The following is a 26,671-nucleotide window of genomic DNA, read 5'->3' as shown; positions in this document are numbered from 1 at the left end:
GAAGGATTATGCTGAACAAGGTTTGTGTGATTACAATAAAAGTTGGAAATATGCAGGACGCCGTTAGATTTTATACAGAAGTGTTGGACTTCAAGGTTTCCAAATACTATGGCGAAAACATTGTCAGTCTGTTGCATGAAGGTCTTCCCATTGTCCTTGAAAAAGCGGAATCTAATAGAAAAGATGCTCATTCATCCGTTTTACTTGGCATTCTATCACATGATATTGAGCATGATTTTGCCAGTTTAAAAGAAAAAGGAGCCACCATCCTGTTTAATGAACCGCAGCCATGTCCACCTGGACGCTTCTTTGTGTTGGAAGATCCATCTGGTAATAGGATTGAGATAGTGGAATTTTCCAATATGAACTAGAGGGAGGAAGATAACTTGATTTTTGAAATGACATACCAGGTTCGTGTACAAGATATGAAGGATGGGCAATTGTGGTATGAGATATTACTGAATAAGCAACCAGATTTCACACCTCATGAAGGCTTCTCCGAATGGGAACTGATACCAGGATGCTGGCTACAGGTTGCTGAGGGAATTCCATCGGAAGGAAGTGGGCCATTGCGTTTAGGGGTCACTGACTTAGAGGCAGAAAGAACCCGATTGATACATAGACTTCATGTTGAGGAATTCGATATTCATTCCAGAGAAGAAGTGCCTGTAAAGTGGGCAACTTTTTCTGATCCTTGGGGTAACCGTATTGGATTGTTTGAATACATGGATAAAGAAGTTGAGAGGGAAAGGGTTTATTCGGTTCTTGGTCTCAAGGAAGGTGTATAAATGAGAAAAGTATTCGCATTTATCATACTGACACTATTAATCGGTACTGCAGTCTACCAGCAGTTTTCCAAAGAGGGGGAAATAAAACCAGCTAGTGCAAAGGGAGAAAAAGCTGTTGATTTTAAGCTGGAGTCCATGGGAGGAAACAAAGTCAGTTTATCAGATTCCCTAGGAAAACCCGTAATCATAAACTTCTGGACTACATGGTGTCCTCCATGCAAAAAAGAAATGCCGGAAATCCAAAGATTTTATGAGGATTACAAAGATGAGGTAGATGTGTTAGCTGTGAACATCACAAGCAATGAAGTAAATAAAAGCGTTGTGGAAAAACATGTGACTACAGGAGGTTTCTCTTTTCCCATCCTCTTCGATACGGAAGGATTATTTCGTTATTACGAAGTATTGGACATGCCGGCAACCTTTTTCATTGATGAGGAAGGTGTGATAGTTGGAAAGCATACAGGAGAGTTGGACTATGACAAACTTGTTGTAGCAAAAGAAAGATTATTTGAATGAAGGTGACCAATGGGCATAAAGGAAATATTTTTTGAAGATGCAAGTAAGCAAACGAAGTTTCAAAAAGTGTTAACCAACTTATTTTTTATAGTAATTATCGTAAAACTCATTAATCGCTTTTTTCTTGAATATGTTTGGCTAGAATCTTTGCTTTTATTTATATTACCGATTATAGGGATTCTATTTTTAATTGAAGTGATAATAGAGTCAAAAAAGAATAAGAGAATGGAGTGAAGAACATGCTGAAACGTCCTGAGAAAAATGAATACCCCTCCTATTACGATAGCTATTTAAAGTTGGTATCCGAAGGAGATCTGTTGGGGATTCTTGAAAGTCAGTTAACAGATACAGTAAACCTTTTGTCTGGTCTGACGGAAGAGCAGGGTGACATTGCATATGCAAGTGGAAAGTGGACGGTTAAGGAAGTCGTTGGCCATGTTATGGATACGGAACGGATAATGAGCTATAGACTGCTTCGGATTGCCAGGGGAGACAAGGCGCCACTTGCTGGATTCAGCGAAGAGGATTATGCATTTGAGGGGAATTTTACTGAAAGACCGCTCTCTGAATTAGTGGAAGAGCTTCAAACTGTCAGAAAATCAACCTTAAGTCTATTAGGTGGAATACCGGAACACGCGTGGCTTAGAAGTGGTACAGCAAATGAACTTCCTATAACAGCCCGGGCAATAGCATATATCATTGCTGGTCATGGGATTCACCATGTGAATATAATAAAGGAAAAGTATATTCAATAATAAAATCGGAACACATAAATATCCATTAACTTGACGAAAACATTAGATGGTGAGGTTATAAAGTGGAGTTTTTTATTGAACGGGAATTATTCCTACAAGCAATTCAAGATGTCAGTAAAGCTGTATCATCAAGGACGATGAATCCCATTCTTTCAGGTATTAAGATTACAGCAGAGAGCGAGAATATTACGTTACTAGCAACTAACTCGGACCTTACCATTCAAAAGGTGATCCCAGTCTGCAACAAACAAAGTCATCGGCTTCATATTGTCTGTTCAGGGAGTACTGTTGTATCTGCTAAATATTTGCTGCAAATCGTAAAAAGGCTGCCAGGAGACATACATATTAAAATAGACCATTTAAACAAGATCAAGATATTATCCAATGGAATAGATGCCAACCTGAATGGGTTTGATTTTAATGATTTTCCGATCCCTCCCAAATTAGATGATTCCCAGGAAATAAGGATACCCAACTCCGTTTTTAAAAGAATGGTGAAACAGACCCTATTTGCTGTGTCCAGAAGTGATACAAGGCCAGTCCTGACAGGCGTTCATCTTTCATTGGAAAATGGACGATTCTCTTGTACGGCAACCAATTCCCATAGATTGGCTTTCAGCAGAGGGACGGTGGATACTAAAGAATCACTTTCCTGTGTTGTACCCTTTTCAGCACTCAACGAATTTAATAGGCTGGCCGAGGTAGATAATGAGATTTTAAAGCTATACATATCCAAGCACCACATTATCTTTCGGTTCAATTCAATTACTCTTTTTTCCCGTCTGATTGAAGGGAACTATCCAAATGTAGAGAGTTTGATACTGACAGAGGCAAGAACCATCCTCACATTGAACAAAGAAATGCTTCAGCAAGGTATTGACCGTGCTTCTTTATTTGGCAGTGTTATTGAAAATAACAAGGTTTTATTGGAAGTCACCAGAGATTTGAAACTTAGAATTTGTTCCACTTCCACTGTGTTTGGAGAAATTGAAGAGGTCCAAAGCATTATCAATTTGCAAGGGGAAAGTGAGCTATCAGTTGCCATTGATGGGAATTTTTTGATGGATGCCCTGAAAACGATAGAGGAGGAAGTGGTGCAGCTAAGCTATAGTGGGTCGATGAAACCTTTACTGCTACAAGCGGTGGATTCAGACTTACACTTTCATCTTATCTCACCTGTAAGAACGGCATAGTTAAGGAACACATCAAATAGAAAGGAGGAGGGGAAATCAGATGTTTTTATTCAAGCTTCTCTTGTTATTCATTGTGATATTTCTTCTAGTAATTTCTATGCAAATTGCCGTCAGGAAGATGTTCAAGATCGAAAAGAAAAAGAGTGGTTTTTCCTATGGCTTTGTCAATGAAACACATAAAAAAGTCGATCTGTCTCTCAGATTTGCAGGATTAATTTTCATCATTGCTTTCAACATGTATTCATTTGAACATGGATTTGCTTTTAGCAATTATATGGTGGGATTGCTCATATTTCTAATCATTCTCGATTTGGAAAATGCCTTTTTCCATTGGAAGTATTCCTCTGAACCTAAACAATCCATTCTAATACTGAGTGGAACGGTAATGATTATTATTTTATACATACTTCTGCTCCCATTTGGTTTGATGGAGCGATTCTTTTTGTGAGACCTTTTTTAGAGAAAGGAAGAGTCTATGTGGAAAAACTTCAATACGAACTGGTAAAATTACCTGCATATAAAGCAATCGGGTTAAAGTGGGAAGGACCTTACACCGAGGTCAGTAGCTTAAAAGAAGTTATTGCTGAGATGAGTAACCGGGTTGCTGAATTGGCCTATGTAGTGGAGCCGGAAGTTCAATTGGGGCTATCCTATCATCTCCGTCCAGATGGATTTGTACACTATTCCGTCTTTCGCGTGCAGGAGCAACAGGAAGTGCCAGTTGGCATGGTCGATATTCGTGTGCCAGAAATGACCTATCTGAAGGTGACTCATGATAAAGGTCAGGATATTGGCCATACCTACTCCAAGATCTATCAGTGGTTTAAGCAGAATGAATATATACCTTTCATGGAATCTGGTTTAGATTATTATGACGACCTGCCAATTAAGCATGAACGGTATCCGGTGAATCGTGACCCGAATGATCCCCATTTTGAGATATTGATACCTGTTCACAAACCGTAAAATAACTGTGCTAATATTTACCGCTACTTCCCGATGTATCCCCATATTACAATGATAGATAAGTATGGGAACAGGAGGATATAGAATCATAATGCAGCGTAGAAGGAAAAAACATAACAGCATGAAATGGATCGGTATTTTACTGATTACTATATTAATAGTAAGTGTCGTTATCGTATTAACGACAGATAATCCGGAGAATGACTCTCCGAATACAAGCAGAGTAACTGCCACAGAAAAAGAAACAATAGATCAGCCGCCACATATAAGTGAGATTACAGCCGAGTCCGATTCAACAGAAGAGAATTCGGTTGGTGGAGATGTCAAACTATCCGTGAATGCAACGGATGATCAAGACATCAGCAAGGTGGAATTTTACAGCAACAACGGCGAATACCTGATTGGCATTGTGACTTCAGAGCCTTACACGATTAACTGGGCTACAGAAAGTTGGGTGCCTGATGGGGAACAGATCCTGAAGGTTATCGCCTATGATAATTCGAATCAAAAGACGGAAGTGATCAAAAAATTGATGGTCAAGAATACGGAACCTGAATCTGCTAAACTCGTAGGCTATTACGCGGGATGGGCTGCCTATTCCGGATACGAGGTGACGGATATCGATGCGAGCAAGCTTACGCATATCAACTATGCCTTTGCCAACATTACAAGGGATGGCAAGATTGCGGTAGGGGATTCCGCGACTGATATTAAAAACTTCCAACAACTGAACAAACTGAAGGAACTGCACCCACACCTCAAGACGCTGATATCTGTCGGGGGCTGGACATGGTCGGAGAATTTCTCGGATGCGGCACTTACAGAGGAGTCCCGAGCGAGATTTGCAGAGAGTGTACGCCAATTCCTGTTGGACTATGGTTTTGATGGCGTAGACCTTGATTGGGAGTACCCTGTAAGCGGTGGGGAAGCGGATAACACGAACCGCCCCGAAGATAAAAGGAACTACACTCTATTGTTGAAAAAGATCCGTGAAACATTGGACGAGCAGTCTGAGAAGGATGGTAAGGAATACCTGCTAACCATTGCGGCAGGTGCTAGTAAAGCCCATGCGGCCAACCTCGAGCTCACGGAAATTCATCCTTATCTCGACTATATCCAGCTGATGACCTATGATATCCATGGAGAATGGGATCCTTTATCTGGATTGAATGCACCGCTTCACCCTGATCCAGCGAGTGGGTTTCATGGCGAATGGAGTGTAGGGGATGGGGTGCAGACCTATATCAATGGTGGAGTTCCGCCTGAAAAGCTTGTCATGGGTCTTCCTTTTTACGGAAGAGTTTTCAAGCAGGTCACCGATTCAGGAAATAACGGTTTATACCAGTCCTTCAGCGGCGGGGGAACCTCCCTTAGTTTCGCTAAGATTGCCTCTGATTATGTGAATCAGAATGGTTTCTCCCGTGTATGGATAGAAGATTCCAAAGTACCCGTGCTTTTTGATGGAACGACCGTGGTCAGCTATGACGATCAGGAATCCATCGGCCATAAAACGGCTTTCATCAAAGAACTGGGTCTTGGTGGTGCCATGATGTGGGAGCTCAGTCAGGATCCCGATGAGGTTCTATTGAAGAAGATATATGATGATATGAAAGATGAATAGAAGAACGGTTAAAAGGCTCATCCCGGTAAAATGGGATGAGCCTTGTTCTTTCAACTGGTTCACTTAAATCCTATTATGGTCTGCCCGCCACTCCACGATCCTCTTTTTGATCTCCTTTGATGGCAAATCCTCGTTAGCAGCTGCCATGCAAAGCTCGGGAAATTCTGCATCAGATGCAAAGCGAAGTGCCACAATTTGACCCATTGTTAAGCGGGAATCCAATGGTTTACCGGTTAAGATGAAATGACGTAAACTTTCTTCTGCCCGAATTGCTCTATCCTGGGCACGCAAAGGGTAGATGCGCAGCAGGATAAATGTCAGGACGAAAGCTGCAGCCATCAGCAAAATTGCAAGGGCTGACCATACATTTTCACCTGATTGAAGGGAAAGCACCAGATTCACGACGGCTGTAATAAGCGAAGCAAGAACCAGTAAAGTTAAGAAATAATGATAAATCGGATGCATTCTTACATGGTTTTCGTAGTTTTGAGTTTTCATGTGTTTCTCCTCTTTTTATAGCTTTATTTTTATTCCCATTTAAAGGTATAGCTTGCTACGATGAAAGCTCCAACCAGCCAACAACACAAGATGAGAGCCTCTGTACCCAATGACATAAATGACGCCCCGACATTCATGGTTTCTCTCAATGCATGGCTAAGATGGGAGATCGGAATAACGTTCACAATCGGTTGCAGGAATTCAGGCATATCACTGATCGGGAAAAAGACGCCTCCCAAAAACAGCAATGGAAAAGATAGAAAACCGGCAATAGGTGCCGCACTTTCTGGAGTCTTTGCAATACCTGCAATAATAAAACCTATGGCCATAAAAGCAAGCGTCCCCAGAATAACAAATGTCACCAGGGTAAACCAGGAGCCTCTCACTTCTACATCAAAAATGAGCTGGGCTACCAAAAGGACGATCAATGCCTGAAAGCCGTTCAATAAAAGGCGCGCAGTAATTTGGGCTGCGATAAATGTAGACGCCTTCAATGTGGTTCCCTGCATTCTTCTGAGAATACCCCGTTCCCTCCATGATGCGATTTGACCTGCAACTCCGTTCATATTGTTGCTCATGATCATCATGGCTACTATCCCAGGGACCAGGAAGTCAATGTATTGTAAATCCAGTGCTTCAATTCCTTCCGCCTTCGTTTCTAGAAGCGGCGAATATTGCACCATCTCCTTGCTGATCGAATCGACTGTACTGTTTACAAGCTGGATACCGATCTGTGATACGGCCATATTTGTTTCATCGAAAAATAGAGGCAATGAAAAGGGCTCGGTGTCCGAAGGTGCTTCCGCCAGGAATTCCCCATATCCATCCGGAATAACGACCACGAGGTTCAATTCTCCCTCTTTTAATACATCAAATGCTTCATCCCGGTCGCTTATCATGGTCATATTAAGTGCCTTGTAATCCTTGAATATATCAATAAGCTCCTTGGACTCATTTGACTGGTCTTCATCAACCACCGCAAGCGATACACTTATCTCGCTCCCATTCCCCAGGAACGAGCCAAGCATCACCATGAGAAAGATAGGAAAAGCAAGTGTCCAAAATAGTACTTGGCGATTGCGAAGGAAAATCCGTAATTGCCCGAGTGTTAATTGCCAGTAAGCTCTCATCCTTCTCGCAATCTCCTTCCTGTCATGTGAATAAAGACATCCTCCAGGGTTGCGGTCCTGGTTTGAAGGTCCATCAATTCAAGCTCTTTCTCAGCAGCAAAGTGTATCAAGGCTGTTAAGGTTGTTTGAATGTCATCCGTATAAAGTACATATGTATCATTTTGTTTTCCAACTTGTTTAACTCCATTCAACTGTTCGAAAGATACTTGTTCCGCAAGGTCTGGGAAGCGAAATTCAACCGCGCTGTCAGACTGCAGCCGTTTGACAAGCAGGGAAGGAGTATCCAAAGCGATGAGCTGTCCCTGGTCCATAATGGCGATGCGGTCACAGAGCACATGCGCTTCATCCATATAGTGTGTGGTCAGTACAACCGTTTTTCCCCGTTCCTTTAAACGGAGCACAATATCCCAAAGGGTTCTTCTGGCTTGTGGGTCCAGGCCGGTAGTGGGTTCATCCAGAAACAGGATCCAAGGATCGTGAACGAGGGCGAGTGCAATGGCCAAACGCTGTTTCTGCCCGCCTGATAAGCCCTTGATCCGGCTCTTCGCTTTGTCCGTTAACTGCATATCCTCGATAAGCTCAGGAATATCCACGTTTTTTGGATAAAAGCTGGCATACATCTTTAGTATTTCTGTTACGGTCAGAAGCTCGAATAATGTGGTCGACTGGAGCTGGACACCAATAACCTCTTTTACCTTCTTTAATTCCGATTGAATATTGAATCCGCCTACGATAGCAGTTCCCGCATCCGGCTTGCGTAGTCCGACGAGCATTTCCAATGTCGTCGATTTTCCTGCACCGTTAGGGCCTAAAAGGCCAAACACTTCCCCTTTCTGAACAGAAAACTCAATTCCGTTTACCGCGGTAAAATCACCGTATTTTTTCACTAGATTTTGCACTTGGATAATTTCTTGGGGTGTATCCATTTTTCACACTCCACACTGAAATATTATTTGAAGAAGCAGGCATTATTTAGGCCTAAAGTAAACGTATAGGAGAAAGAAAAAGTTGTCAATTTTCTTATGGAGAACCCCGTCATTATATCAAAATGAGCCTGTCCGATTTTGTCAGTTTCAGAAAATTTACAAAAATAGGCTATAAGCAGTTGTTTTATTATGGAAATTATTATATACTACATTACAACAGTAATGCACTATGTTAGAGGAGGTGCGAAGTTGATTTTAAACGCGGATGGATCAAAACCTATTTATGTACAGATTGCAGAATGGCTCGAAGCGGAAATATTGAACGGGAGCTTTGTAACAGATCAGAAGGTTCACTCGCAATATCAGCTGGCGGAGATATTCAACATCAATCCCGCAACAGCTGCAAAGGGTTTAAATATTTTGGTGGATGAAAATGTCTTATACAAGAAAAGGGGTCTTGGGATGTTTGTCAATCAGGGAGCGAAAGAGATTATTTTACGAAAAAGGAAAGATCATACATTAAAAAAACTTGTCCTGGAATTAGTGGAGGAAGCGGCGCGACTTCATGTGGATGAAGAGGAACTGGTCAACATGATTCGATCGCTTGGGAAGGGGGATCAGCGATGAGGGTAGTAGCGTGCAGGGGTCTTACGAAGGCATATGGCCATACTAAAGTGTTAGATGGCATGAACTTCAATCTGGAAGAAAACAAGATTACGGGATTGATAGGAAGAAACGGTGTCGGGAAAACAACCTTATTGAAGCTGATTGCCGGATTCTATAAAGAAACTTCAGGCGAGATCAAGGTTTGGGGGGAACGTCCATTCAATAGTCTCACTGTGTCGGCCAATACCATCTTTGTGGATGACCATATGAGCTTTGCCCCTGCACTGAACCTTGGTGAAATCCTTGGAGAAATGGGAAGGTTTTATGCGAACTGGAATGCGGAGCTTGCAAGAAGGCTGTTCGATTATTTCTCCTTCCATCCGAAGCAATCGCACGACACGCTTTCTAAAGGGAAGAGAAATACGTTCAACATGATAATCGGGCTTGCGTCAAGATGTCCATTGACCATTTTCGATGAACCGACAACCGGTATGGATGCGGCAGTCCGGAAAGACTTTTATCGGGCGTTACTTAAAGACTATTTAGCTTCTCCTAGAACCATCATTGTATCAAGTCATCATCTTGATGAAATTGAGGATCTTCTTGAAGATATCCTATTGATTGATCAAGGGGAAGTCCTCCTGAGCGTTTCTATGGAAGAGATGAAGGAGTACGCAGTGGGCATCTCTGGTAAAGAGAGCGTCTTGGAGGAATGGCTGCTTGACAGGAAAGTACTCTATGCGAAAAGCATAGGTCCTGATAGCAAATATGTCGTCGTGAAGAAGGATTATGGCTTATCAGAGGCTGCACGTCATGGGCTTACTCTCACGCCGGTGTCCGCAAGCGATGCCTGTGTATATCTGACAAATAGGGCCAAAGGGGGAATCGATGATGTCTTTAAATAAGGTGACGCTCAGGGAAGTGGTCAAAAAGCAGTATCTCCATAAATTGAAGGCGTATTCCGGTGTATATACCTCCTTGATGGTGATACAGGCAATCGCATTATTGTTTGCGTTCAATGCAATGAGTTCATTTGGAACATCCAGTGAGGCATTCAGTTTGGATATCAAATACTATTCAGTCGATGTCGTGATAGGGCTGACGATGCTCTGGGCCTTCATCACATCCATCACAGTCACGTTGAAGGGATATCGAAATTTTGATTTTAACCTGGTCACAAATCGATTAAGCAGCGATCTTTCCAATTTCGCTTTTCTCGGAACGGTCGGATTGATTGGAACAATCACTTCACTGTTGTCGAGTTTCTTTATAAAAGTAATCCTGTATGTAATGCCAAGTACGGAAGTGATGTATTTTTCCAACATGCAGACATCTCCTGTAATAATCATTAAAGGAGCATTAGCCGCTTTTCTATATATGATCCTTTTTGCCGCGCTGGGTTACCTTGTGGGAACGCTGGTACAGCTGCATCCATTGGTAAAGGTCGTGCTCCCGGTAGTATTTTTCGGACTTTTACTTTTCGGTGGGATAATAGGAAGAGTGGATATCGTCGCGTCTGTACTAGGATTTTTCTTTACGGAAGCCTCCTTTCTCCTGTTTTTTATTAAAGTACTGATTACAGTTGCCTCATTACTGTATATATCAGTGATGATCAATGATAGAACGGAGGTAAGAATGTGAACATTCTAGTGACCTTGCTGTTAATAAGTATAATTATTCCAATAGTCATTCTAATACCATTATTCATTCTTATCAAAAAACCTTTTCGTGCAAAGTCTTCTACCAGGAGTATGAATCTTCTGGCAGGATATATAGCATTATTATTAGTGGCGACTGCTGTATTCTACCTTCTGCCTAATAAGAAATATCAGCCCGTTGAAAGTATCCCCTTAGCGGATGCAAGCTGGGAAATGTTATATGAAGACCTCTTGGAGAAAAGAGAAGTGGATCAGAAACATCTTAGAAGCAAAAACAGCTATTCCATAGAAGAAAAAGACCTGCAACTTGCAGTTTCATCTCCCGATTACTACGTTTCTATCATTGTAGAACGGGATGGCAGTTTGGAAAATAGGGTCGAAGCTACATTGTATGCGAGTTATCTGGAAGTGAACGGATTTGATCTTTCCACAGAGATCCCTACTCCGACTGTAGAGCTTCAGAATGGAACTTTAACAATCATGAAGCCATCAAAGCTTGAGGTCGATCTGAAAATGATTAAAAAGGAGTTCGTCTACTCCCAATTCTCAAATGATAGCTGGCTTGAGGACGATGGTTTTGGTAGCAGTCATTCAGCGCCAATCCTGTATTTGAAGGTTCCGCAAGATATAAAAATCAGTACGCTTGAAGGGCTTTATTATGACGAAGTAAAATAGCCTGAGGACAAATGGACACTTAGATGATCTGGGTGTCTATTTTTATTGGGTTGCCTAGGCTATCATTTTAAACGTTATAATAAAGAAAAAACTGCCAACCTTAAGAAATTCTTAAGAAAATAGATCGTTTGTTGTTAAGATTTTCAAAGTATTATAGGTTTATGGAAAGAAGGCAAGTGGGAGAAGGGTGAGAGATGGAGAAGTATACGGTTTTGGTTGTGGATGATGAAAAAGAGATTCGGGATGCGATAGAGATCTACCTGAAAAACGAAGGGGTACGAGTTCTGAAGGCGAAGGATGGAGTGGAAGCGCTCGAGATGCTGCATGAAAACCAGGTGCACCTCATTTTGCTTGATGTAATGATGCCAAGACTTGATGGCATTTCTGCCACACACAGAATACGGGAGGAGAAGAACATTCCAATCATCATTCTGAGTGCAAAAAGTGAGGACACGGATAAAATATTGGGCTTGCAGGTTGGGGCGGACGACTATGTGACGAAGCCTTTCAACCCGATGGAGCTGGTGGCGAGGGTCAAGTCACAGCTGAGAAGATATGTGAGTCTTGGTACTTTTGAAGGAATCAAGAAGGTTATCGATCTTAATGGACTTACACTTGATAAAGAAGCGAAAGAAGTCGCTGTTCAGGGAGAGCCAGTGAAGCTGACACCGATCGAATACAAGATAGTGGAACTTCTGATGAGCAATGCCGGGCGTGTTTATTCCATCAACGACATTTATGAGCGGGTGTGGAAGGAGCCTGGCTACAATGCGGAAAATACGGTGGCTGTACATATACGTAAAATCAGAGAAAAAATAGAGATAGATCCGAAAAATCCAAGATATTTAAAGGTGGTATGGGGGATTGGCTACAAAATGGAGAAATAGGGTATTTGCCTTTTTGATGGCGTTGGTGTTCACCGGTGCACTCAGTGGCAGCATGTACTTTTTGTTCAATCTATATAAGTATGAGAATGAAAGTTATTTCAACACAGATGAGTTTCAGTATGAACTGAGTATGTTCATCAACAACCTGGCGATGGAGGAAGTGACGCTGTCAGAAGAAGATGTGAAAGCAAGCATTACGGTTACACAGGAGGACATAGATAACCATCGCTATCGTTATGGATTCCTCGACGAGCAACTGGAAAATATCCGCTATCAATATGAAGACAGAATCCAGCTTGCCGATTCTGGTGAATCCGACGAGAATGTCGAAGAATTGATAGCTGAACGTGATGCGAAGCTTGCAGATATACAAAAAAACTTTGAAAGTGATGAACATGTAGAAAAGAAGGTCATCGCAGAGAAAGAAAAGATGGTGGAAGAATATTTTAAGGTTCTTGCCAATCATGAGTCAACAGCATCAAGATTTCAGGATGAGCTTGTTTACTACGCTTCCAATGGAAACGATTTTATAACTAACACAGGCTACAGTGAGGATGGCGTAGAGAACCAGTTCTCTGATGAAAAGGTGTCCTACAGTCATAGCTTTGGCATCGATGGGGAAAGTTTTATCTCGGCAGGCTATTGGCCCAATGATGATTGGATGTACCAGGCGATAGCTCAGGCAGTCACGCCGTATGTAGGGAAAATAGCAGTTCCAACTTCGCTTTCGCCTGACAGTGAGATCATGAATGCAAAGTCCAGTTATGAATTGGCAAGAAAATGGTTTTGGAGATTGGGAGTTGGCGCGGTAGTGGCACTCTTGGTCTGGTTACTCATCATGATAAAGGTTGCCAGGCTTCCGAAAAAGGCAGGCAGGTGGCAGGGCATTTATGAAAAAATACCGGTTGATGTCCGAGTTGTCATGACAGCAGTAACTGCCTTTTTCACGATGCTTACCTTCTTTTGGATAGAAGACAGTATTGAAGTAGGACTGTATTTCCGTTCCATTACTGAAACTGTGGAACTTGTTATCAGTTTCATCTTAGGTGCCATTTTAAGCTTATTACTCTATCAACAACTAAGATACATCGCTTCTGGTCATCAGAGTTTTCATACGATCAAAAGAGAGTGGTCCGACAGCCTTGTATTAAGGATATCAAGAAGTTTGAGACGCTTGTATCTCAGATTTAAAAGTAGTTTAAAAGAAGCGTTCCTTAGCAGATCGATCGGTATTCAGGCATTGTTTCTTCTGGGGATAGTATTTGTATTGGGAGTCACAATCATCACTGTATTGATTCATCCGATATTCTTCTTTTTTTACTTGTTGTTTTTGTTCTTGGTAGGTTTTCCAGCTATACGATACTTTATCAAGAGCATCGGCTATTTCAACCGGATCAGCATGAAAACGGAAGAGATGGCAGCAGGCAGATTAGGGGAGGATTTGGAGATAAAGGGGAAATCTGAGCTGGCAAAGATGGCGGCCAATTTGAATGTCCTAAATCAAGGGGTGAAAGTCTCGTTAAATGAACAGGCAAAAAGCGAGCGATTGAAGACGGAACTGATTACCAATGTCAGCCATGATCTGAGAACGCCGCTGACTTCGATCATCACCTATACAGAATTGTTGAAAAGAGAAGATTTGTCTTTTGAGGATCGCGAAGCATACCTTGAGATTATTGACCGGAAGTCACAACGCCTCAAAGGGTTGATTGATGACCTCTTTGAAGTCTCCAAAATGGCGAGCGGAAACATGGAGTTAGCCAAAGAGAAAGTTGATATCAATCAGCTTCTTCAGCAGGCACTTGCAGAAATGAATAGTTCGATGGTGGAATCGAACTTGCATTTTAGAGTTACCCTTCCTGAAAAACCAATTTTGGCAATGGTCGATGGTCAGAAAATATGGAGAGTGTTTGATAATCTCATCGGAAATATCATCAAGTATTCTTTAGAGCAGTCACGGGTGTATATCCAAATGCAGAAATCTGGGGATAAAGTGAATATCACCTTTAAGAATATATCTAAGTATGAACTTAACGACCAGAGTGAAGAGTTGTACGAGCGATTTAAAAGAGGGGATACCTCCCGACATACAGAAGGATCCGGCCTGGGCCTTGCCATCGCAAAGTCAATCGTCGACCTACACGAGGGCAGCCTGAATATAGAAACAGACGGAGACCTTTTTAAAGTGAACATCTGCTTGAGAGTGGTGGAATAAATGGATTTTGCAACTATTTACAACACCTATTACGACAGATTATTCCGCGTTAGCCTAGCAATCATCCGCGATCGCCAACATGCAGAAGATAATGTGCAAGAAACCTTCATCAAGGCATTCAAGAAGCAGGATGATCTGGAGGACATGCAAAAAGTCGGTTCTTGGCTATGTGTAATCGCATCAAGGACGGCCATTGATTTTATCAGGCGTGAGAAAAAGACAAAAGGGTACCCGATGGAGTTATATATGCTCGACTGTCTCGGAAAAGAGGCAAAAACGGATGTAGAAGCAGAAGTGGGAGTCAGTTTCATGAAAGAAATATTAAAAGAAACGATGGAAGATTTCTCAATGGATGACCAAAAGTTGCTCGTGCTTAAAATGGAAAAAGGGCTAAAGGAGCGGGAGATTGCTGAGGCTTTAAAGATGCATCCATCTGCTGTGAAGTCAAAAATCCACCGGGCAAGGAGGAAGTTGAGAGAGCGAATCGACATAGAGTTGAGTGCTTAGAGAATGCTGGTGCAAGGAACACTTTAAAAAAGTGCTCCTTGCACTTTCTTTTTGATTATCAGGAATGTGTATGAAATTTAGGGAGAAATTCCGATGGGGACATATCTGTCGGTGATATTCCTTAGAGAAGAAAAAATATGGAGACTATCTGGAATCACTTTGATCCCTTTCATCCAATTTTACGGATATTTTCTCGAGAATTGCTTCAATATCCTTTGTTTGCTCTTCTTCTAATCTAGTCAGCGTGGAACTTATTTCATTAAATCTTTCATGAGTATCTTGCCTGAATATGTAGAATTCCTCTCTGAATGTGTTGGTTGTGTTTGTTAAAGAATGAAGCTCTTCTCTTATCTGGTGTTGCTCTTCTCTTATCTGATGTTGCTCTTCTCTTATCTGATGCTGCCCAACTGAAAGGATAAAGGTCCTTTCGTTCAGCCCATGGAGTTCTTCATTCATTTTCTGTTGATTGATAGAGAGGGTGTGGGTCTTATCGTTCAATCCTATCAGTTCTTTTTTCATTTCATCTTGGGACTTCTTGAAATACGTCATGTTGTTCAGAATTAGATCCAATTTATTCTCATCAGTATGCATCGCTTATCACCTCCTTTTCTAGTTCATTCTAATTATAACATGACCAATTGAAATTTAAGCTATAACTCCTAATATTTATTTCAGAATAATAAAAATATAAAGAATTCTTTTATCTTTATTAACTATATTGCATAAATATAAAACCGTGTTAAAATACAATTAATCGAATAAACATACATGCAAATATTACTTGAAAAAAACTCAATTTTGTTTCATAATTGTATTAATTTTTACTTTTCTGAAAATAGCATAGGGGGAAATTATTGTGAAAAAATGGTTTTTAGTTTCATTGATGAGTATTTTAGTAGTAGGATTGCTAGCAGCATGCGGTACATCCAACAATGGCGGCGAAACAGCCGGCAGTGGTAATGAAGACGAAAATGGTGATAAGAAAGTCCTGGTAATGGGGACTTCTGCTGACTATCCTCCTTTCGAGTACATAGATACGGAAAAGGGCGAAGAAATAATTGGTTTCGACATCGATCTAGCAAAAGCGATTACAGAAGAATTGGGTTATGAGCTTAAAGTTCAGGATATCGACTTCGGTAGCTTGATCACGGCAATGGATGCTGGGAACATCGATTTGATTCTTGCAGGTATGACGCCGACGGAAGAACGCTTAGAGCAAGTTGATTTTACAGATGTATATTATACAGCTCACCATATGGTTGTTTCTTTAAAAGATAGCAAAATTGAGAAAGTGGAAGATTTAGAAGGAAAAACGGTCGGTGCCCAGCTAGGTTCCATTCAATTGGAACAAGCAGAGGAAATCAATAAGACAATCAAACTAAAGAAGATTGAAGACCGTGATCGCATTCCTCAATTAATTCAAGAATTAAAAACTGGGCGTATTGACGCAGCAATCATTGAAGACACAGTCATGAAAGGCTTCATGGAAAAGGATTCCGATCTTACTGGATTTAATCTCGATACAGATGAAAAAGGTTCTGCCATTGCTTTGCCGAAAGACAGTGAACTTACAGAAGAATTCAACCGTGTTCTGGGGGAAATGAAAGAAAACGGCGAATTGGATAAGCTAATCATGAAATGGTTCGGCGGAGAGGAAGAATAATAGACTTATAAATCAAAAGGGTACATGCTACCCTTTTGATTTTGTTATCAGAGGCATTTACAGCAGAGAGGAATGGTAGCACTTGAATTTCGATTTCTTAGACTTCAGCTCAATAAGTGGTTCCATTGGATATATACTCGAAGGACTGAAAGTTACCTTACAAGTAGTAGCTTTGGCCGGTGTTATAGGGTTTGTTATTGGAACACTTTTGGCATTATGTAAAATTGGTAGAATTAAACTACTAACAATTCTGGCGGATATTTATACATCCATCTTCCGTGGGACCCCACTTGTACTGCAATTGATGATTATCTATTATGGGCTACCACAAGCAATTGGCATCAATCTTGAACCGGTAACAGCAGCAGTGCTGGCATTCGGACTGAACTCAGGGGCATACATCTCAGAGGTAATCCGTGCCGGAATCCTTGCTGTAGACAAAGGGCAGCGTGAAGCAGCGATGGCTCTTGGCGTTCCTTACGGTCAGATGATGAGAGATATCATTTTACCACAGGCACTGAAAAACATTTTACCTGCACTTATGAATGAATACATTACACTTACAAAAGAATCCGCCATTGTTACGGTAATCGGGGTAAGCGATGTAATGAGACGCTCCTATATGGTTGGATCCAACACCTATGCTTTCTTGGAGGCCTTCATTTTTGCAGGTCTGATCTATTACGTACTTGTTATGATTCTGACTCTTCTTGGAAAAGTGATAGAAAGGAGAATGAGACGCAGTGATTAAAGTCGATAATTTGCATAAATCCTTTGGCAAGCTGGAAGTATTAAAAGACATATCAACTCAGATAAAAGAAGGGGAAGTAGTAGCGATTATCGGCCCATCCGGTTCTGGAAAATCAACATTTCTCCGCTGTCTAAACCTTTTGGAAGAACCGACATCCGGTCATATTTTCGTTAAAGGTGAAGATGTGACAAGAAAAAAAATAAACATCATGAAGGTGCGTCAAAATCTGGGGATGGTGTTTCAGCACTTTCATCTTTTCCCGCATAAATCCGTGTTGGAAAATCTGACTTACGCTCCTGTTTCCGTGAAAGGTGTCAGTAAGAAGGATGCAGAAGCGAAGGCGATGGACCTGCTTGAAAAAGTGGGTCTGGTGGAAAAGGCGAAGGAATACCCAAGCCGACTTTCCGGCGGACAGAAGCAGCGTGTTGCAATTGCCCGTGCCCTTGCCATGGACCCGGAAGTGATGCTGTTTGACGAGCCGACTTCTGCACTTGATCCGGAAATGGTTAAAGAAGTGCTGGAGGTTATGAAGTCACTCGCTCTTTCGGGTATGACCATGGCGATTGTGACGCATGAAATGGGCTTTGCCCGCGAAGTGGCAGATCGCGTATTATTTTTGGATAATGGCGTACTCGTGGAGGACTCTCCGCCGCAGGAATTCTTTACCGCACCGAAGTCCGAACGTGCGAAGGTGTTTTTGGAGAAGATGCTTTAAATAGAAAAAAGCAGTGCCTATTTTTTGAATAGGTACTGCTTTTTTGTTTAAAACTTATCGGGAAATTGCTTCATAATACCTTCTGAAAGGGCGTCTGCCCAAAAGATAATATGGTCTTCTCCTCTTTTTGGAATTGGTGGATATTCTGTTATTGTTTAATAGTTTTCTGATTTTACTCACCATCTAGCATACAATCAGCTTGCAAATTAATTGTTTTTTGTACAGGAGAAAGTTATAATTTTTATGAATAAAAAATAAAAATATTCATAGGTTCATGGAGGTGGAAATTTTGTCCAAGGGATTTACAAATGAAGAGAAGGAAATCATTCATGAAAAGCTGCTGACAAAAGGAAAGGAGCTTTTTGAGAGATTCGGGCTGCAAAAGACATCCATCACACAGTTGACAAAAGCGGTGGGAATCGCCCAGGGAACATTCTATCTTTTTCACTCATCCAAAGAAGAACTATACTTCACCATTTTGGAACAAGAGGAGGAGAAACTGAAGGCGACCATTCTTGAGCATATAAAAAGTCCCATGACAAGTGAGGCCATCAAGCAGCTTTTATTATATTCGATCAAAACAATTGAAAATAATCCATTCATCCAACAACTATTCCAACAGAACGAGATGGAGCGACTGATGAGGAAACTTCCTCCGGAGCGTATGGAGAAGCATATAAACAATGATACGGAGGATTTGACTCCACTCGTAGAACTCTGGCAGTCAGAAGGAAGTATGGAATCAGTACGTCCGGAAGTGGTGAGTGGAGCGTTCCGTTCGTTCATTTTCCTGGCATTTCATCAAAAAGAGATAGGGGAAGAGGTCTACTGGGAGACAATGGAGCTTATGGCGGAAAGCTTGGCAGATCGCCTGTTCAAATAGGGGGAAGACGTATGATCAAGGTGAAGAATTTATCATATCGTTTCAAAGGCAAGGAATCAAACACCATCAAAGACATCACCTTTGATGTCGAAGAAGGGGAAATCTTCGGTTTTCTCGGTCCTTCAGGGGCAGGGAAAAGTACGACGCAGAAGATTTTGATTGGTCTCCTCGGTGATTATGAAGGATCTGTCCGAGTGATGGGAACGGAAGTGAAGGAACGAAACAGGGATTTCTATGAAAGAATTGGGATTGCTTTTGAATTTCCGAATTTTTATCACAAACTATCGGGATATGAAAATTTGGAGCTGTTCAAAGGACCTTATAGCGTACCAACCATTCCTGCGATGGAACTGCTTAAGCTGGTTGGCCTTGAGATCGATGCCAAGCAGCGGTTTCACAGCTATTCAAAAGGGATGAAAATGCGATTAAACTTTTGTCGGGCACTTTTGAATGATCCTGATATTCTCTTTCTGGATGAACCGACTTCCGGCCTTGATCCGGTCAATGCTAAAAAACTGAAGGATATAATCCTTGAGAAGAAGAAGGAAGGAAAGACCATCATCCTCACCACCCACAATATGCAGCTTGCAGAAGAACTCTGTGACCGTGTCGCATTTATAGTGGACGGGAAAATTGCCCTCATTGATTCTCCCAAGCGTTTGAAAGGGAGTGGAGGGGAGAAGAGAATAATCGTTGAGTCAAAGGAAGGGACGATACAGAACTTCCCTTTGGAAGATGTGAGAGAAAACAAAGAATTTATGGCCATGTTAAACACCAATAGCATTGCTACTATTTCGACAAAAGTGAAGTCATTGGAAGAGATTTTTATTGAAGTGACAGGAAGGAGTCTGATCTAGATGAAACGGATCCTCCTACTCACTGTTTCAGATATGCGATTTCAATTTCAGCATGGATTCTATTATGCCTATCTATTCATGACCATTATTTATGTTGGGATGCTGAAATATGTTCCTGACGATTTCTTGGATATTGTGACCATTGTAGTGGTTTTCAGCGATCCATCTTTTTTGGGAGCTTTTTTTGTGGGAGGTATTGTTCTGTTGGAAAAGAGCCAGGGGGTGTACGATGCATTATTTGTGACACCTTTAAGTGTCGGTGAATTTCTTATATCCAAAGTACTCTCTTTATCTTTTATTTCGTTGGTTTCAAGTGGAGCGATTCTTTTGATGGTTCATTCCACCTTTGATGTGATTCCCTTTGTGGTTGGTATTCTATTAAGCTCCATTGTTTTTACGCTCATCGGGCTCTTGCTTGCGGTCAGAGTCAACACGGTCAATCAATTCCTTTTGACTTCTCCACTGGTTTTGATGGTTTTTTTTGTCCCGGTTGTCGGCTTGTTTGAATGGTGGGACTCTTATTTTTTCAAATGGCTACCGAGTTACGCAGGACTTTTGTTAATGGAAGGAACCTTTCAAGAGCTGAAGATTTGGGAGTTTATCTTGGCTGTTTTCATCCTGCTGCTATGGGCAGTTGGCCTATACCTCTGGGCCAAGCGTGATTTTCATAAGTATATACTCGCAAAAGCGGGAGATGAAAAATGATGAGAATCAATCAATTTGCAAAAACGGATCTTCAACTGATCAGGAGGGATGGCATTCTTTTAGTCGGGATATTTGCCCCCATCATTCTGGCTTTACTTATTCGGTTCCTTATTCCTGTCCTGGAAAAATGGCTGATGGAGAACTATTCATTTTCGTTGGAAAGTTATCATGTAGCCATACTAGCGATGGCATTTCTAACCGTTCCTTCCATGCTTGGAATGATGGCAGGATTCCTATTGCTTGATGACATGGACGAAGGGATGCTTGCCTACTACGCCGTAACCCCCATGCGTAAATCAGGTTATATGAGGTATCGGATCGGATCGACTTTGCTGCTTACCTTTCTGCTGTTCTTTGCCGTTCATTTAGTGGCTGATCTGGTGGAACTTCCGGAGGTTGCATGTGTTCTTCTGGCTCTGTTGTTTGCACTGGAGGCTCCTATCTTTGCATTAATGCTTGCGAATTTTGCCAACAATAAAGTGGAGGGTCTCGCCCTGAATAAGGTATTGAGCGTGAGTGTGACCTTGCCTTTACTCCTGTTTTTCATCCCTGGATCATTTAAATGGCTTTTGGCGATTTTGCCCCCATTCTGGCCGGTAATGGCAATGGCAGCAGGAGTGGGGGGAGCTGGTTCATTCGCCGTTTATATGATTGGCGGTGTAGCGGTTCATGCCTTGTATATTGGTGTATTATACCGTATGTTTATTAAAAAAACGGAATAGAAAGGAGTGGGGAAAATGGCACTTGCAAGTAATCCCAATCTAGCTACAGTAACCCTCGGGATGGGCTGATTCTGGGGAACAGATGCCCGGTTCGGGTATTTACCTGGAGTGATAAGAACAAGAGTCGGATATGCTGGTGGTACAACGCCGAATCCGACCTATAGACAGATGGCAGATCATTCGGAATGCCTCGAGATTGATTTCGATCCGCAAGAAATCGGTTTTGAAGAGATTGTAAAGCACTTTTGGAGTTCCCATAATCCAAACCGCGGGAACTATAAAGGACGACAATATCTTTCCATTCTCTTGTTTCATGATACTGAGCAAAAAGAGACGATAGAGCGCCTGAAAGAAAGCCTGGAGAAATCGATGGCAGATAAAATTGATACGGAAATCGCTTCGTATCGAGGATTTACCCTGGCGGAGGAGCGGCATCAGAAATATTATCTGAAGCGCTATCCAAAAGCTATGGATAGATTGTTGTCCTATTACGAAACATATGAGCAATTGGTGGATGCGACACTGGTTGCCAGGCTGAACAGCTTTGTAAAGGGATATGGTACACTTGCTGGTTTGAAAGATGAAATGGCGGGTTGGAACTTATCGGGAGAAGCAAGAGGGGAACTGGTGGAATTGATTGATGGAATACGATGGTAAAAATAAATCAATAGCCACTATATGGATGCAGGCAAGGAAACCACGCGTTTCCCTGCCTGTTTTGTTATAGCGGAATGTAAAAGGTCGGAGTAATCGTACCGTGTTAACCCGAATAGTGAGGGCGAAGCGGCACGAAAGAGAAGGATTCGTACCGTGAGGAGGGGAAAAGAGTGGTAGTGGCGGTACGAAGGGAAGGATTCGTACCGCGATAAGATGAAAAATGGGGTAGTGACGGTACGAAAGGGAAGGATTCGTACCGCGATAAGATGAAAAATGGGGTGGAGACGGTACGAAAGAGAAGGATTCGTACCGTGAGAAGGTGAAAAGAGTGGTAGTGGCGGTACGAAAGTGAAGAATTCGTACCGCGATAAGATGAAAAATGGGGTAGTGACGGTACGAAAGGGAAGGATTCGTACCGCGAGCAGGTGAAAAGTGAAGTAGTCACGGTACGAAAGAGAAGGATTCGTACCGTGAGAAGGTGAAAAGAGTGGTAGTGGCGGTACGAAAGGGAAGGATTCGTACCGTGACGAGGGGGAAATGTGGTAGTTTACCGTACAAAAAGAAAAAGGCTGTAAAGGAAGTCAATGAAACAAGACTTCCTTTACAGCCTTTTATTGATTTTCACTACTAACAAAGTGTTCAACGGATTTTAAGGTTGGTCCCCTAAAACCGCCTGATAATAGTCGTTCTCCAATATCTGTGCAGAATAATAGAACTTCTGATCTACGATGGATACCATTTGATCCAAGTAGGATTGACTCACTTCTGCTCCCGCGCTTGGTGTGAATTTCTTCGTCTCTGCATTATATCTCCCTTTATCCGTAATGAAGCTCTTATTGCGGAAAATAACGAGCGGATCAGAGTCGGAAAAGATATCGATGCCCATCAAGAGCCTCGAGTCATACTCCAATCCAAGCAGGTTGGAGAGAGTCGGAAGGATATCCAAGCTTGAAACAGGCTTTGTAATGACCGTTTCTTCCATTCCTTTTGCATAGATGATCAGGTTGCTTTTGTATAGATCAAAGTTCCGTTCCACTTCTTTGCCTTCGAACTCATCGATCGTCTTGTAATCCAGCCCGTATGGATAATGGTCGGCACTTAAAGCTATTAAGGTTTTATCTGCAACCCCTTCTTTTTCAAGCTGAGAGAGTAAATATTCCATCGCCCTGTCCAACTCGATCTGGGTCGCCATATAAGCTTTTGCCTGGTCGGAATGTTCCAGGTGGCTGACGTATTCCTTGTTTTTGTAAGCCATTTGATTACCGCCAAAATTATATTCCAGGTGCCCGCTGACTGTCATGTAGTAAGCGTGGAATGGTTCATCTTTCATGTAGTCACTTGTCGTCTTCCCCATCATTTCCAAATCGGATGACGGCCAGGTTTCATTAATGTCCAGGCCATTCCCGATTCCCTTATAGCTGTAGCCCATATTAGGATGTGATACATGACGGTCGTAGTAAGAATAAGTATGGTTATGATAGGCAACAGTTTTATAGCCAAGCTGCCTTAATTGATTGCCCATCACAAATGGAACATGATTGTTTCCTGATTTGGAAAAACTCCAGACTCCCGCTTTCGGTATCAGTCCGTTTAGAGCCACATATTCTCCGTCTGAAGTGCTGACATCCCATAACGGAACATAAAAATCAGTGAATTGATAGCCTTCATTCACGAGTTTATGTAGGGTAGGTGTAATTTCCTTGTCCACTCCATAGGGCGAGAAACCTTCTGCTGTTATCAATACCAGGTTGTAGCCTTTGAACTTACCGGTATATTCGTTCTTCTTTGTTGGAGGGACTTGTGAAAAATATTGATGCATCCTTTTTATGGTGTTATTCTTTTCATCCGCAATCAAGGTCTCAAAATCAATATCCATCATATTGAACTGAGCAGGAATGTCACCTGGCAGTACTTCCGTCGGTTTATCAAGATCCTCCGGCTTATCGGGAGGTGCAGTCACAAAAGCCGGTTCCTTCAGTACTGGGGACCAATCAGTTAACAGTCTCATAAAATCTACGCGCATACTTGTAAGCAGCCCGAGCTTTTCTACAGAAAGGACGGGAGAGCTATTGTGGAAATAAAGGTCGTAAGCAGTATTTTGAGATTTATCTCCACTTGCCACCATCACCAAACCTCCACCATGCAGAAAAAGGGAAACGGCAAACAAGCTGACAATCACTTTAGCATTGGATTTTTGAAAAGAGAAAGGGCCATTTCGAAAGATAATGAGCAAAATCATCGGGAGAAAGAAAATGACTATCCATAAAAGGTTGCTCCCTATGCCCGAAAGGATCTCCCTCCAGAAATCAATGACCTGTGCAGAATTGCCAGCGGAATAAAAGGAATAAAAAGTCCGGAAGAAATCATGGTAGACCAATTGACTTGAATAGAAAAACCCTACCAAAAATAATAAAGCTGCATTTATTTTAAAATTAAGCTTGCTATTAAAAATCGAACCTATTGCCAGGAACACCAATCCTATGGAAAAAGAAAATATGAAGGATATCCATAATCCCTGGCCGATAGGTGAAACATTATGGGCATCCATGATTATTCTAAATATAAGTTCCAATAGAAAAAACGAAAGAATAAAAAAGCCGTATAAATGCAATTTCTTGTTATTCTTCAATCTCTTTCACCTCCCCATGGATAAGTATATGCGGTGTTTGATTTCTTAATATTCAGATTTTATACTATGTTAACACAAATTAGGCATTATTTACTATAGAGCTTTTCTCTTCCTCATTTTGAAGTGCTTGATATGTTGGAACAGTTGGAATACTATGAAAATAAATGCATCTTTAAGATTGCGAGAATAGTATTGTACAAGGAGTGCTTCGCATATGCTGAAATTCCTGCAATGCTATTCCGATTCTTCGTCAGATCAACGCATTCAGGTTGCATGGAACAATGATTCCTATTCGAAAACTGATATTCTACATCATGTCATTGCACACGAAAATCCACCATATTGGGCAGCTTTCCGTCTGGGTAAGAGAGAGGGGATTGAAGCAAGTGTCCTCAAATATCATAGGGAGAGGTTTAGGGTAAGAAAGTACATCTATCAATTGAATGCAAATAAATAAGGGAGGTTCATTTATGAAGGATATTTTACAGCTTGCCAAGAAAGTTGCCAGCAAAGTCATTGTTGAAGCGGGTACCATCGCGAAAGAGCGATTCGATCAGACTACGCAAATGGAAGAAAAGGATGAATTTGGAGATCTGGTGACAGAGGTCGATTATTTATCGGAAGAGGTTATCCTAAAGGAAATTAGCCGTGTGTTTCCTGACCATCAAATACAAAGTGAAGAAGCGGGTGATAACGGTGTCGAAAGCGAATGGCTCTGGCAGATCGACCCGTTGGATGGAACGAATAACTTTGCAGTTGGGCTGCCCGTATTCTCTGCCTCCATCACGCTGTTGTACCAGAACCAACCGGTACTTGGAGTCATCTATGAGCCGATGGTTGACCGTCTGTATGTTGCCTCCATTAATGAGGGTGCATTCTGCAACGGGAAGCCAATAGGCATCAGGAAAAAAGAAAATACCAATAGATTCATTGTAGGCTGGATTCAAGGACACAAAGTCCAGAATGAAGAAAAAGCGGTACGACTGAGGAATTACATAGATGTGAATTGCAAGAGAATGATGAGACTCTGGGCGCCGACATTGCAATGGTGCATGCTGGCAAAGGGGGATCTCGATGGAATCATCCTCTATAACTCGGAAGGGGATGACCTGTATTCCGGGATTCTGATGGTAAAAGAGGCGGGGGGAATTGTCGTGGATTTTGAAGGAAATGAGTTCAAGCAAACGGATTCGAACAAAGCACCTTACTTTATTGCTTGCCATCCCGAACATAAGGATTATTTCCTGAAACTTGTAAACGAAGGATTGGAACTTTCAAATGTTTCCTCATTGGCAAAATAAAGAACAAGAGGTGTGTATATGAGCAAGATTATCAACTACTACAATCAATTCGATGAATGGGGCCGTTTGGAACGGGAGCCTATTGAATTTCAAGTAAACTGGCATTATATAAAGAAGTACCTGCCAAAAGAGGGTGCTGTTCTGGATAATGGGGCTGGTCCAGGGAAATATTCGATGGAATTGGCAAGAGAGGGACAACGGGTCACATTAACGGACCTGACTCCCCGATTGGTCGATATAGCAAAATCAAAGGCAGATGAGCTTGGCTTGCGTGATTCCTTCGATGATTTTCAGGCAGCGGATGCAACAAATCTATCCAACTTGGAATCAGAGCGATTTGATGCAGCGCTGATGCTTGGGCCACTCTATCATTTGCAGGACGAGAAGGACCGTATCAAGGCGGTAAAAGAGTTACATAGAGTTACAAAACGGGAGGGTGTAGTATTTGTGGCGTTCATGCCACGGAGTAAACACATCCTATCTTCTCTGCAAGCACCGGGGAATTGGAAGCCGAATAACACCATGGATGCGATTGGTGAGTTTGCCCAAACAGGCTGTTTTAACCATTCCGATGAAGGCCGTTTTACCGGTGCCTACTATTTCAATATTGAGGAAATCAGGCCTTTCATGGAATCGAATGGTTTTGAAACAATGGAGCTGATCGGTTCCAATGTCGGTGCCATGCTCTCCAAAGAAAGCATGGGCTATTGGAATGAAAGGGGAGAGTCGGAGAGGCATAAGCTTCTACAGATGCTTATAGAAAAAGCGGTTGACCCATATCTTCTTGGAGTTTCCTCACATCTGTTATACATTGGGAGAAAGAGGGTCTGATCGGAGTATGGAGTTG

General features: G+C 41.9%; 29 protein-coding genes and 2 pseudogenes. 26 read left to right on the top strand and 5 right to left on the bottom strand.

Features of this window, described 5'->3' with window-relative positions:
* Positions 1-8 precede the first annotated feature (8 nt).
* From ACFVAD_RS02035 to ACFVAD_RS02000, 8 genes are all read left to right on the top strand, one after another.
* Positions 9-371 (top strand): VOC family protein, encoded by a 363-nt coding sequence (locus ACFVAD_RS02035; protein WP_386635580.1) that lies wholly within the window; start codon positions 9-11, stop codon positions 369-371.
* A 15-nt stretch (positions 372-386) separates the two neighbouring features.
* Positions 387-788, top strand: a complete 402-nt coding sequence (locus ACFVAD_RS02030; protein WP_386635578.1) for a VOC family protein — start codon at positions 387-389, stop codon at positions 786-788.
* A complete protein-coding gene (locus ACFVAD_RS02025; protein WP_386635576.1) occupies positions 789-1,304 on the top strand; it encodes a TlpA disulfide reductase family protein in 516 nt (171 codons plus the stop codon).
* Positions 1,305-1,543: 239 nt separating this feature from the next.
* On the top strand, positions 1,544-2,059 hold the full coding sequence (locus ACFVAD_RS02020; RefSeq protein ID WP_386635574.1) for a DinB family protein: 516 nt from the start codon (positions 1,544-1,546) through the stop codon (positions 2,057-2,059).
* Positions 2,060-2,121: 62 nt separating this feature from the next.
* The gene (dnaN, locus tag ACFVAD_RS02015) at positions 2,122-3,252 is read left to right on the top strand and encodes a DNA polymerase III subunit beta (protein WP_386635572.1); all 1,131 of its coding nucleotides are present in this window, start codon (positions 2,122-2,124) and stop codon (positions 3,250-3,252) included.
* Positions 3,253-3,292: 40 nt separating this feature from the next.
* Complete coding sequence (locus tag ACFVAD_RS02010; RefSeq protein ID WP_386635570.1) at positions 3,293-3,700, top strand: DUF4181 domain-containing protein; 408 nt, start codon at positions 3,293-3,295, stop codon at positions 3,698-3,700.
* Between the two features lie 29 nt (positions 3,701-3,729).
* Positions 3,730-4,218 carry a GyrI-like domain-containing protein gene (locus ACFVAD_RS02005; RefSeq protein WP_386635568.1) on the top strand — a complete coding sequence of 163 codons (489 nt, stop codon included), beginning with the start codon at positions 3,730-3,732 and terminating at the stop codon, positions 4,216-4,218.
* Between the two features lie 91 nt (positions 4,219-4,309).
* The gene (locus ACFVAD_RS02000; RefSeq protein ID WP_386635566.1) at positions 4,310-5,839 is read left to right on the top strand and encodes a glycosyl hydrolase family 18 protein; all 1,530 of its coding nucleotides are present in this window, start codon (positions 4,310-4,312) and stop codon (positions 5,837-5,839) included.
* 63 nt (positions 5,840-5,902) lie between these two features.
* On the opposite strand, the gene ACFVAD_RS01995 is transcribed toward ACFVAD_RS02000, so the two are convergent.
* The 3 genes from ACFVAD_RS01995 to ACFVAD_RS01985 are packed head-to-tail and all read right to left on the bottom strand — an operon-like array spanning position 5,903 to position 8,393.
* Positions 5,903-6,337 carry a DUF6526 family protein gene (locus ACFVAD_RS01995; protein ID WP_386635564.1) on the bottom strand — a complete coding sequence of 145 codons (435 nt, stop codon included), beginning with the start codon at positions 6,335-6,337 and terminating at the stop codon, positions 5,903-5,905.
* A gap of 29 nt (positions 6,338-6,366) precedes the next feature.
* Complete coding sequence (locus ACFVAD_RS01990; protein ID WP_386635562.1) at positions 6,367-7,467, bottom strand: ABC transporter permease; 1,101 nt, start codon at positions 7,465-7,467, stop codon at positions 6,367-6,369.
* Complete coding sequence (locus ACFVAD_RS01985; RefSeq protein WP_386635560.1) at positions 7,464-8,393, bottom strand: ABC transporter ATP-binding protein; 930 nt, start codon at positions 8,391-8,393, stop codon at positions 7,464-7,466. Before ACFVAD_RS01985 ends, ACFVAD_RS01990 begins: the two co-directional genes overlap by 4 nt.
* Positions 8,394-8,642: 249 nt before the next feature.
* Between ACFVAD_RS01985 and ACFVAD_RS01980 the strand changes: the two genes are divergently transcribed.
* The 7 genes from ACFVAD_RS01980 to ACFVAD_RS01950 all read left to right on the top strand — a co-directional run bounded on the left by ACFVAD_RS01980 (position 8,643) and on the right by ACFVAD_RS01950 (position 14,941).
* Positions 8,643-9,020: a GntR family transcriptional regulator gene (locus tag ACFVAD_RS01980; protein WP_386635558.1), complete on the top strand. Its 378-nt coding sequence runs from the start codon at positions 8,643-8,645 to the stop codon at positions 9,018-9,020.
* Positions 9,017-9,904, top strand: coding sequence for an ATP-binding cassette domain-containing protein (locus ACFVAD_RS01975; RefSeq protein ID WP_386635556.1), 888 nt, complete (start codon positions 9,017-9,019; stop codon positions 9,902-9,904). The genes ACFVAD_RS01980 and ACFVAD_RS01975 overlap by 4 nt, the downstream gene beginning before the upstream one ends.
* On the top strand, positions 9,888-10,640 hold the full coding sequence (locus ACFVAD_RS01970) for a hypothetical protein (RefSeq protein ID WP_386635554.1): 753 nt from the start codon (positions 9,888-9,890) through the stop codon (positions 10,638-10,640). The genes ACFVAD_RS01975 and ACFVAD_RS01970 overlap by 17 nt, the downstream gene beginning before the upstream one ends.
* The gene (locus ACFVAD_RS01965) at positions 10,637-11,332 is read left to right on the top strand and encodes a hypothetical protein (RefSeq protein WP_386635552.1); all 696 of its coding nucleotides are present in this window, start codon (positions 10,637-10,639) and stop codon (positions 11,330-11,332) included. The genes ACFVAD_RS01970 and ACFVAD_RS01965 overlap by 4 nt, the downstream gene beginning before the upstream one ends.
* A gap of 194 nt (positions 11,333-11,526) precedes the next feature.
* Positions 11,527-12,219: a response regulator transcription factor gene (locus tag ACFVAD_RS01960; protein WP_386635550.1), complete on the top strand. Its 693-nt coding sequence runs from the start codon at positions 11,527-11,529 to the stop codon at positions 12,217-12,219.
* Positions 12,197-14,434, top strand: a complete 2,238-nt coding sequence (locus ACFVAD_RS01955) for a sensor histidine kinase (RefSeq protein ID WP_386635548.1) — start codon at positions 12,197-12,199, stop codon at positions 14,432-14,434. Before ACFVAD_RS01960 ends, ACFVAD_RS01955 begins: the two co-directional genes overlap by 23 nt.
* On the top strand, positions 14,435-14,941 hold the full coding sequence (locus ACFVAD_RS01950) for an RNA polymerase sigma factor (RefSeq protein ID WP_386635546.1): 507 nt from the start codon (positions 14,435-14,437) through the stop codon (positions 14,939-14,941).
* Positions 14,942-15,085: 144 nt separating this feature from the next.
* Here ACFVAD_RS01950 and ACFVAD_RS01945 read toward each other — a convergent pair whose 3' ends face one another.
* Complete coding sequence (locus ACFVAD_RS01945) at positions 15,086-15,532, bottom strand: hypothetical protein (protein WP_386635544.1); 447 nt, start codon at positions 15,530-15,532, stop codon at positions 15,086-15,088.
* A 265-nt stretch (positions 15,533-15,797) separates the two neighbouring features.
* On the opposite strand from ACFVAD_RS01945, the gene ACFVAD_RS01940 reads away from it, so the two are divergent.
* The 8 genes and pseudogenes from ACFVAD_RS01940 to ACFVAD_RS01905 all read left to right on the top strand — a co-directional run.
* Positions 15,798-16,604, top strand: a complete 807-nt coding sequence (locus ACFVAD_RS01940; RefSeq protein ID WP_386635542.1) for a transporter substrate-binding domain-containing protein — start codon at positions 15,798-15,800, stop codon at positions 16,602-16,604.
* A gap of 82 nt (positions 16,605-16,686) precedes the next feature.
* Positions 16,687-17,355, top strand: a complete 669-nt coding sequence (locus ACFVAD_RS01935) for an amino acid ABC transporter permease (protein WP_386635540.1) — start codon at positions 16,687-16,689, stop codon at positions 17,353-17,355.
* A complete protein-coding gene (locus ACFVAD_RS01930; protein WP_386635538.1) occupies positions 17,348-18,070 on the top strand; it encodes an amino acid ABC transporter ATP-binding protein in 723 nt (240 codons plus the stop codon). Before ACFVAD_RS01935 ends, ACFVAD_RS01930 begins: the two co-directional genes overlap by 8 nt.
* A 289-nt stretch (positions 18,071-18,359) precedes the next feature.
* A complete protein-coding gene (locus ACFVAD_RS01925) occupies positions 18,360-18,953 on the top strand; it encodes a TetR/AcrR family transcriptional regulator (protein ID WP_386635536.1) in 594 nt (197 codons plus the stop codon).
* Between the two features lie 11 nt (positions 18,954-18,964).
* Positions 18,965-19,810: an ABC transporter ATP-binding protein gene (locus tag ACFVAD_RS01920; RefSeq protein WP_386635534.1), complete on the top strand. Its 846-nt coding sequence runs from the start codon at positions 18,965-18,967 to the stop codon at positions 19,808-19,810.
* On the top strand, positions 19,811-20,515 hold the full coding sequence (locus ACFVAD_RS01915) for an ABC transporter permease (RefSeq protein ID WP_386635532.1): 705 nt from the start codon (positions 19,811-19,813) through the stop codon (positions 20,513-20,515).
* Positions 20,512-21,237 carry a hypothetical protein gene (locus tag ACFVAD_RS01910; RefSeq protein ID WP_386635529.1) on the top strand — a complete coding sequence of 242 codons (726 nt, stop codon included), beginning with the start codon at positions 20,512-20,514 and terminating at the stop codon, positions 21,235-21,237. The genes ACFVAD_RS01915 and ACFVAD_RS01910 overlap by 4 nt, the downstream gene beginning before the upstream one ends.
* 81 nt (positions 21,238-21,318) lie before the next feature.
* A pseudogene (locus ACFVAD_RS01905) lies at positions 21,319-21,894 on the top strand (peptide-methionine (S)-S-oxide reductase MsrA); the annotation flags it as partial.
* A 649-nt stretch (positions 21,895-22,543) separates the two neighbouring features.
* Here the strand turns inward: ACFVAD_RS01905 and ACFVAD_RS01900 are convergent.
* A complete protein-coding gene (locus ACFVAD_RS01900; protein WP_386635527.1) occupies positions 22,544-24,523 on the bottom strand; it encodes an LTA synthase family protein in 1,980 nt (659 codons plus the stop codon).
* 307 nt (positions 24,524-24,830) lie between these two features.
* On the opposite strand from ACFVAD_RS01900, the pseudogene ACFVAD_RS01895 reads away from it, so the two are divergent.
* The 3 genes and pseudogenes from ACFVAD_RS01895 to ACFVAD_RS01885 form a co-directional block, all read left to right on the top strand.
* Positions 24,831-24,945, top strand: a pseudogene (locus tag ACFVAD_RS01895) (DinB family protein); the annotation flags it as partial.
* A 48-nt stretch (positions 24,946-24,993) separates the two neighbouring features.
* A complete protein-coding gene (locus tag ACFVAD_RS01890) occupies positions 24,994-25,824 on the top strand; it encodes an inositol monophosphatase family protein (protein ID WP_386635525.1) in 831 nt (276 codons plus the stop codon).
* A gap of 18 nt (positions 25,825-25,842) precedes the next feature.
* Positions 25,843-26,655, top strand: coding sequence for a class I SAM-dependent methyltransferase (locus tag ACFVAD_RS01885; RefSeq protein ID WP_386635523.1), 813 nt, complete (start codon positions 25,843-25,845; stop codon positions 26,653-26,655).
* The last annotated feature ends 16 nt before the right edge of the window (positions 26,656-26,671 follow it).

The organism is Sutcliffiella sp. NPDC057660 (assembly GCF_042800035.1).
Taxonomy (GTDB): Bacteria; Bacillota; Bacilli; order Bacillales; family Bacillaceae_I; genus Sutcliffiella_A.
This window is presented reverse-complemented; position numbering and strand designations above follow the sequence as displayed.

Coding starts and splice junctions, on each gene's coding strand:
- ACFVAD_RS02000 (WP_386635566.1), top strand. CDS start 4,310: ATGCAGCGTAGAAGGAAAAAACATAACAGCATGAAATGGATCGGTATT.
- ACFVAD_RS01950 (WP_386635546.1), top strand. CDS start 14,435: ATGGATTTTGCAACTATTTACAACACCTATTACGACAGATTATTCCGC.
- ACFVAD_RS01960 (WP_386635550.1), top strand. CDS start 11,527: ATGGAGAAGTATACGGTTTTGGTTGTGGATGATGAAAAAGAGATTCGG.
- ACFVAD_RS02025 (WP_386635576.1), top strand. CDS start 789: ATGAGAAAAGTATTCGCATTTATCATACTGACACTATTAATCGGTACT.
- ACFVAD_RS01890 (WP_386635525.1), top strand. CDS start 24,994: ATGAAGGATATTTTACAGCTTGCCAAGAAAGTTGCCAGCAAAGTCATT.
- ACFVAD_RS01985 (WP_386635560.1), bottom strand. CDS start 8,393: ATGGATACACCCCAAGAAATTATCCAAGTGCAAAATCTAGTGAAAAAA.
- ACFVAD_RS01990 (WP_386635562.1), bottom strand. CDS start 7,467: ATGAGAGCTTACTGGCAATTAACACTCGGGCAATTACGGATTTTCCTT.
- ACFVAD_RS01970 (WP_386635554.1), top strand. CDS start 9,888: ATGATGTCTTTAAATAAGGTGACGCTCAGGGAAGTGGTCAAAAAGCAG.
- ACFVAD_RS01975 (WP_386635556.1), top strand. CDS start 9,017: ATGAGGGTAGTAGCGTGCAGGGGTCTTACGAAGGCATATGGCCATACT.
- ACFVAD_RS01885 (WP_386635523.1), top strand. CDS start 25,843: ATGAGCAAGATTATCAACTACTACAATCAATTCGATGAATGGGGCCGT.
- ACFVAD_RS01945 (WP_386635544.1), bottom strand. CDS start 15,532: ATGCATACTGATGAGAATAAATTGGATCTAATTCTGAACAACATGACG.
- ACFVAD_RS02035 (WP_386635580.1), top strand. CDS start 9: ATGCTGAACAAGGTTTGTGTGATTACAATAAAAGTTGGAAATATGCAG.
- ACFVAD_RS01920 (WP_386635534.1), top strand. CDS start 18,965: ATGATCAAGGTGAAGAATTTATCATATCGTTTCAAAGGCAAGGAATCA.
- ACFVAD_RS01915 (WP_386635532.1), top strand. CDS start 19,811: ATGAAACGGATCCTCCTACTCACTGTTTCAGATATGCGATTTCAATTT.
- ACFVAD_RS01910 (WP_386635529.1), top strand. CDS start 20,512: ATGATGAGAATCAATCAATTTGCAAAAACGGATCTTCAACTGATCAGG.
- ACFVAD_RS01995 (WP_386635564.1), bottom strand. CDS start 6,337: ATGAAAACTCAAAACTACGAAAACCATGTAAGAATGCATCCGATTTAT.
- ACFVAD_RS02010 (WP_386635570.1), top strand. CDS start 3,293: ATGTTTTTATTCAAGCTTCTCTTGTTATTCATTGTGATATTTCTTCTA.
- ACFVAD_RS02020 (WP_386635574.1), top strand. CDS start 1,544: ATGCTGAAACGTCCTGAGAAAAATGAATACCCCTCCTATTACGATAGC.